The following is a 6240-nucleotide window of genomic DNA, read 5'->3' as shown; positions in this document are numbered from 1 at the left end:
AAAGATCAGCAAATGGCTTCTGCTGTCCCTCGAAATCGGGAACCTGCTGCATTGCTTATGCGAATTCGGGAACGCCCGGAATTCTTCGGACAAGCTTTGGGGCGCCGGTGAAATCGCCAGCGCCATATCCGACAGCATCCAGGCCCTGTGCGGCTTGCTTAAGCAAACCATAAAAAAGCTCGGCGCGGAACTGGCCGGATTGATCCTTGGGGTAATCGGGGTCCTGATCGACGTCGTCCTGAATACCCGGAAGGCGATCCTGAATTTGGGGAAGGGGCACTACGGTCTTGCGGCCGGTTTCGCCTTGACGGCGCTTTCTTCCGTCGCGCTCGGCGTAGGGGGCGTTTTGGAATTTCTCGGCGAAGGCAGCGCCTTCTTGGGAATGGCGGCATTTCCATGGTTGCTGATCGGGGGATTGCTTTTGATCGCGGGCACGGCCTTGGTTTACCTCTTCACCGAGTCGGATCTGGAGGAGTGGGCCAAAAATTCCTGCTGGGGCAAGCGGGGCAACCGCCAATCGGGAAAAGGGGATTTGGGCAAGCAGATCTACCGCTTGCACGAGATCCTGGCCAAGTTCAAAATCGATTGCTACGTGGCGCCCGGCGAAATCCTCTCCGAGTCGATCGGCGAGAACGGATCCTTTACGGAATACCAATATTATCTGGTCCTTTGCGTCGAGGCGGGAATGTTCCTGGACGGGAAATCGCGCTTCAAGGTTCGCCTGGAAGCGAAGGACGTCACCATGCTCTTCGAGGAAGACATCTACTTCTCCCGCAAGGAAAAGGAGATATTGATCCCGGAAACGCAGACGGTGGAAGCCAAGCCGGAGCATGAAGGGGAAGAGGGCGGCCGGAAATTCTTCAAGCGCTGGAAGTTGGACGATCCGCAGGCGAGCTTCCGCGCCAATAACGGCAAATACAAATATGACTTGGTGGCGCAACTGGATTTGAACGGCGATGGCAAGACGCTTTTACCCTCAGAGCCACTAGTCCAAAACGGAAGCTGCGGATACCTTCCGCCCTGGAGAAGATAATGATTCGTTCCGTCTCGGGTGCAATCGTTATCCTCATGATCCTCACCCTCTGCGCCTGCCGAAAGCAGGAGGTAACCCTGCCGATGCCGCCCGCCCCAAAATGGAAGCCCAACCGGGATTCCGTCATGGCCCATCCTCCCAAGGGCATGCGCTTGATCAAAGGCGGAACCTTTCGGATGGGAGGCCTCGACGGGCCCTATGATTCCCTCGCCGAGGCGAAGCATATCGCCGATTCGGGGATGAGCGTAGGGATCTCCCATCAATTGCCGAGCCATTCCGTCGTAGTCGGGGATTTCTTCATGGATACGGCGGAAGTAACCGAGGCGGACTGGAACGCCCTCCTAGGCAAGCCTCCCGGAGATCGCCATGGTGGCGCATATCCCGTGTTGCCAAGCTGGTATCAGGCCATCCTTTTCGCGAACGCCAAAAGCCGGCGGGACGGCCTGAAGCCCGTCTACAGCTTCTCCGGGTGCAAGATAGTCGAGAGGAGATATTCCAAAGAGCTCGTGATCAAGGACTCCATCCTCACCGGGTTGGCCGTGGACATGACCGCAAACGGGTATCGTCTACCCACCGAAGCGGAGTATGAATACGCGGAAGCCTCCGGGGGGGATACGGATCGCCCCGCCGACAACGACTCTTCATTGCACCCCGCGGCCTACGGGCGGCCCGATTCCTGGGGCGTTCATGATCTCCTGGACAATTTCAAAGAATGGGTAAACGACGGGTACGATGAGAATTATTACGCGACGTCCATTCGCGAAAACCCGTATGGACATGACGATACCCGCACCCGGGGTATCGCGTTAATGGAAGCCGGTGTACCTGAGCCCGGCATATTCACGGCCCGATCCGATCTTGCCGTTATGCGGGGCCCGGAATTGAACGTTCCTGGCAGCATAACCAGGAGGGTCAGGAACCGGCAATACAGCGACCCGGACGATCGGGGAAGCTTCCGCACCGTCCTTCAAGTCCGCTGAAAGCCGGAGTCCATGCAAAAGAAATACCTGGGCCTATTGCTCATCGTGACCGGCGCCTTCGTCCTCGGCATCGCTTGCCTCAAGCGGGGGTACTCGCCGGGCAGCCCCCTCTTCGCCAATTTCCTGCTAGGCTCGGGGGTTTTCGCCCAAGGGGTATCTTACATGTTACAGGGCGGGTCCGCTTCCGCCGGAAGCGGCTCCCGGCGCAAAGGCATGGCCTTGGTCTTCGTGATCTATTACATCGGCGTCGTGGCGTGGATGCTGGCCAGGCGATGAAGCCGGAGGGAACCGGATTCGATTTCGACGACACCCTTCCCATCGAATCCATGGACGGAAACCGGCTTGAGATCCGGGCGACCGACATCAGGCTCAAGTCCTATATCCGGGCTTTCGCGGTCTTCGCCATTTTCCTTGCGGTCCTGGTTTTCTGCATCTCCAAGGACAGGGAGTTCCAATTCGGAGCGTTCGCCGTGTTTACCGCCGGCCTCTTGACCCTTAAGTTCGTCCCCCGCGAGATAACCCCCATCCTCGTTTTCGTCCGAGGCTCCCGTGAGATTCGGCTTCGCCGCGGGTCCTTGGAAAGGACATTGGAGTTGCTCCCGGATCCTTTCGAAGTCCATACGGTAGGAGGAAGGGGGCCCCGGGTAAGGGCAATCCGGATTCATTGCCGGGATAGGAAAGGCGCGCAAATCTGGTGCAAGGGGTTCCCGCCCGTGGATCAAGTCGTGACCGTAGCCGCTTTCCTCGATGCCTTCATCCATGGCGAGGACCCGCCATCCCAAAGGCACGTCTCGAGGATCAAGACAGACTGAGGGAATGGCTACCCATGGCTTGGCCCGCCCGTAGGGTCCTGGCGAAATCCCCATCCACCCCTGGTTCTCCCTGATAGGATGTTGATGGCCGTCACATCCCTTTTGTGTCCGGCTATATAGATTCCTCAATCAGAGTCTGATGCCGCCCCAAGAGCCAAGCCATGACCAAGAAGACTGCGGTAAAGCCTATTCGGTATTGGAAGCCTGAACGCCATGGTTTGTATCAAGAATTTTTCGGAGGGGCGAATTCCCTCCAGGCCCCGCCCCGCTTGGCCTCCCAGATAACCGCCCCTGGCCGAATCCCAGTGCCATCAATAGTCCGGATTAATAGTTTGCAGGTAGAATCGCCCGAACCGCCGCCCCCTCCGGGAACGGTTTCCGGCCCTACGAAGCCTTTCCCTCGGAGCGCGCCTTGATCGACAAAGACCGCGAATCCTTCCGAAGCAAGTTCGATGCGTTGCGCACCGGGACGGGCGGAGCGCAGTTGCGATCGTTGGACGAGGCGCTCAAGAAATTCAAGAGCGGCGGCGCAGGGCGTTCCTATAAACCCTTGGAGGAGGAATCTTCCCTGGAGGATAGGCTCCTGGATACGGCCCCGGTCGAGCCCCCGCCGGAAGAGCCCGTCAAGAAGTCCGCCGTGCGGCTCTTCAATCCGGTCTGGGACGCGGAACGCGGAGTCTTCAACCAGAAGATGGGCTTTTCGGTGGAAGGGGAGTTGCCGCCGGAAAGCAGCCACCTTACCCGGGTGGGCTTCACGGTGCATGCCTTGCTCCCGAACGGGGAACTGGAGAAAATCGCCTCCATGGACGGGTTTCTCGATGGCGGCAAAGCCAAGGCCGATACCACGCTCTGGACCCCGAATTACAAGGACGCCAAAGGGAAGAGCCTGGAAAACTGCAATTACGTTTTCCGGGCCAAGCACCGCGACAGCGCCGAACTCCAATCGGGCCCTTTGCCGGTGGGCGGGCCCAAGGACGTCGCCCATCGCGTGCGCTTGATGGGAATGATCTTCGACGCCAATAAAAGCTTCCTGCTCCCCCAGGCCCTGCCGGGGATCAAGAAAATCATCGCCAAGCACCAGGCCTTTCCGCAGGCCCAGGTCCTGCTGGTCGGCCATGCCGGCGGAGACGAGGATATGGCCGGTTCGGAGATCGCTTTCGAGCGCGCCCAAATGCTGGCGGCCTATCTCAAGTCCATGCCCAGCCTTTGGCTCAACCAATTCGGCCCGGACAAGAAGCCCAGGTCGCGCTGGGGCACACGGGAAATGCAATTGATGCTCTCCGCCCTTCCCGCGGGAGGCAAACCCTATTACTCGGGCACGGCCGCGGGCAGCTTATATGGATTTGAGGGGCACCACCCTGGCCGATTCCGTAACGCCGATAGCCCACGGGGTGGATGGGCATTGCAAGGATATTGCCGGCGCTTCCGGCGTGGAAGCCGACGAACGGAGATTGGAGGCTTTCTTTTTCGAGAAGGAGATCGATCCCCGCCCCGCGGCGACGACGTCCTCCTCGTCGGGCGCTTACCCGCATTGGCTCGAGAAGGTCGAAGACACCGACGATTTCGAGAACCACGGCATCCACGTCCAAATCATCGACGCCAAGAAACAACCCGTGCCGTTCGCCGAAGTCGAACTGAAAGGCCCTACCGGCGGCAGCTCGACCTGCGATGCCCATGGCTTCGTCTCTTTCACCGGGCTGGTGAAAGGCGAGTACACCCTGGCCTCCTCGAAGAACGGTTATAAGATCGGGATCTCGAAACTCAAGTACCCGACGGCCAAGACGGTGCCCGGGCACGTCAAGTCGTCCAACGGGGCTTAAGGAAGGGCGCATGGGATTCGGATTGAACGTAAAGGTGGAAGCGCCTAAGATCGACGTCCCCAAGGTGGACGTGGCCGGCGCGGTGGGCGGCGCGGCAGCGGGTGCCGCTGCGGCGGTAGGCGGGGCGGTATCGGGAGCCGCCGCGACGGCGAAGGCGGCGGTAAGCGGGTTGGCGAGCGGGGCCCTGGGGGCGGTAGGCAAGGTAGCGGCCTCCTTGGCCGGCGTAGCGGGGGCCCTGGCGGAAGTGGCGGTGTCTTTCAAAGGGGCGGTGGTGGATATGGCCATGGAACCCCATGTCGTGCTGGATGCCAACGCCAGCTTCGGGGATACTAAGTTCGAGAAGGGGCCTATCCGCATCCGGATAGATTTGACCCCGGAAAAGGCGCAGGCGAATAACGAGAGCCTGTATCTGCGATCCGATGATGGATCGTTCGAGGGCCGGAAGCGCATCAGCGAATTCGACGAGAAGGCGGAAAAGACGGTGGATGTGCTTTTCGAGGATGCGCCCATGGATCAGACCTATTCCTTGGACGTGATCGACGCGAGCGGCAAGTCGCATGCCATGTTCGCCGAGGTCGCCTACGGCGATCTCCGCAATTCCCAAAAACGGTTCCAGGCCTGAGGGGTATAAGATGTTCGCGCGCGGATTCGGTTGGGATGGCGAAGTGCCCGGGGCGATGGCCTATCTCGCCTGCAGTTACCGGATACGCCTCACCGATCCGTTCAAGGATCCGCTCCCGTACGCGAAGTGCCGGATCGCCGATGCGCCGGATACCGTGTATACCTGCGACGAATACGGCATCGCCGAGATCCCGATCGAGGATCACAGCCTCGCCACCCTCTCACTGGAGTGGGAAAGCGCGGATGCCGAATCCGGGGACCCGGGGGATCGCTTCCCCTGGAGCAATACCTTCGATGTGGGCGTCCGTTCCGCCGACGATGAGGCCTGCGTAAAGCGCCTCACCCATCTCGGCTATACGGGAGCGACCTTGGCGGATCAAGTCATGGCCTACCAGACGCATTTCGGCTTGGAACCCACGGGCGAGATCAACGACATTCGCGATGCCCTCATGGATTGGCATGAAGGCGGCACCTATCCCGGCCAGCCCGAGGCGGACGATTCCGGCGCGCCCGCCAGCCCGGGCAAAGGGGACCCGGTCGGATATTCCATCCGCCTTACCGACCCGCATGGCAACCCGATCCCGAATACGGCCTGGAGCGGCGAAGGCGCGGACGGCGCGACCCGCAACGGCACCGCCGACGGGGAAGGATGGGCGGAGTTTACCGTTCCGGATACCCTGGAGTGGATCGATCTGGCCTGGGAGGATCCCAACGGGAAGCAGGGTGAATCGTACCGCAACAAGATCCATCTCCGCATCGGCGACGGGGATGCCGGCGTCCCGTTGATGCTGGCCAACCTGGGCTATCTGGGATCGACGCGCGAGGAGCAGATCGCCGACTTCCGCAATGATTTCGGTTATCCGCCCAACGTGCAGGACGAGAAGGTCCTGTCGGACATGACGGCATGGCATGACGGCGGCGACATGCCTCCGGACGGGCACGCGGCGTCGAATCAGGGACAGGCCTGAGGAGTA

At 60.4% G+C, this 6240-nt stretch carries 8 protein-coding genes; 6 read left to right on the top strand and 2 right to left on the bottom strand.

All coding sequences use genetic code 11. From position 1 onward, the window contains the following. The 3 genes from JF616_06570 to JF616_06560 all read left to right on the top strand — a co-directional run. Positions 1–1033, top strand: a 1033-nt coding sequence (locus JF616_06570; GenBank protein ID MBW8887409.1) for a hypothetical protein, incomplete at its 5' end; no start/stop codon positions are given. Then, positions 1033–2013 (top strand): SUMF1/EgtB/PvdO family nonheme iron enzyme, encoded by a 981-nt coding sequence (locus JF616_06565; GenBank protein MBW8887408.1) that lies wholly within the window; start codon positions 1033–1035, stop codon positions 2011–2013. The genes JF616_06570 and JF616_06565, both read left to right, overlap by 1 nt. A gap of 12 nt (positions 2014–2025) precedes the next feature. After that, positions 2026–2289, top strand: coding sequence for a hypothetical protein (locus JF616_06560; GenBank protein ID MBW8887407.1), 264 nt, complete (start codon positions 2026–2028; stop codon positions 2287–2289). Here the strand turns inward: JF616_06560 and JF616_06555 are convergent. Further along, entirely contained in the window at positions 2250–2774 is a 525-nt protein-coding gene (locus JF616_06555; GenBank protein MBW8887406.1) for a hypothetical protein, read from the bottom strand. The two genes, JF616_06560 and JF616_06555, sit on opposite strands and share 40 nt — an antisense overlap. Positions 2775–3048: 274 nt before the next feature. After that, positions 3049–3996 carry a hypothetical protein gene (locus tag JF616_06550; GenBank protein ID MBW8887405.1) on the bottom strand — a complete coding sequence of 316 codons (948 nt, stop codon included), beginning with the start codon at positions 3994–3996 and terminating at the stop codon, positions 3049–3051. A gap of 166 nt (positions 3997–4162) precedes the next feature. Between JF616_06550 and JF616_06545 the strand changes: the two genes are divergently transcribed. From JF616_06545 to JF616_06535, 3 genes are read left to right on the top strand one after another with little or no spacing between them, the layout of a single operon-like run. Then, positions 4163–4645, top strand: coding sequence for a carboxypeptidase regulatory-like domain-containing protein (locus JF616_06545; protein ID MBW8887404.1), 483 nt, complete (start codon positions 4163–4165; stop codon positions 4643–4645). A gap of 10 nt (positions 4646–4655) precedes the next feature. Continuing rightward, a complete protein-coding gene (locus tag JF616_06540; protein MBW8887403.1) occupies positions 4656–5267 on the top strand; it encodes a hypothetical protein in 612 nt (203 codons plus the stop codon). 10 nt (positions 5268–5277) lie between these two features. Continuing rightward, positions 5278–6234 carry a hypothetical protein gene (locus tag JF616_06535; GenBank protein MBW8887402.1) on the top strand — a complete coding sequence of 319 codons (957 nt, stop codon included), beginning with the start codon at positions 5278–5280 and terminating at the stop codon, positions 6232–6234. Positions 6235–6240: the final 6 nt, after the last annotated feature.

The sequence above is a fragment of the Fibrobacterota bacterium genome (assembly GCA_019509785.1).
Lineage (GTDB): Bacteria > Fibrobacterota > Fibrobacteria > UBA11236 > UBA11236 > Chersky-265.
Note: the sequence above shows the minus strand (reverse complement) of the source record. Positions and strands in the feature narration are given on the sequence as shown.

Bases quoted from the DNA above. Each gene is read 5' to 3' on its own strand.
- JF616_06555 (MBW8887406.1), bottom strand. From the start codon at position 2,774: ATGGATGAAGGCATCGAGGAAAGCGGCTACGGTCACGACTTGATCCAC.
- JF616_06540 (MBW8887403.1), top strand. From the start codon at position 4,656: ATGGGATTCGGATTGAACGTAAAGGTGGAAGCGCCTAAGATCGACGTC.
- JF616_06560 (MBW8887407.1), top strand. From the start codon at position 2,026: ATGCAAAAGAAATACCTGGGCCTATTGCTCATCGTGACCGGCGCCTTC.
- JF616_06535 (MBW8887402.1), top strand. From the start codon at position 5,278: ATGTTCGCGCGCGGATTCGGTTGGGATGGCGAAGTGCCCGGGGCGATG.
- JF616_06565 (MBW8887408.1), top strand. From the start codon at position 1,033: ATGATTCGTTCCGTCTCGGGTGCAATCGTTATCCTCATGATCCTCACC.
- JF616_06545 (MBW8887404.1), top strand. From the start codon at position 4,163: ATGGATTTGAGGGGCACCACCCTGGCCGATTCCGTAACGCCGATAGCC.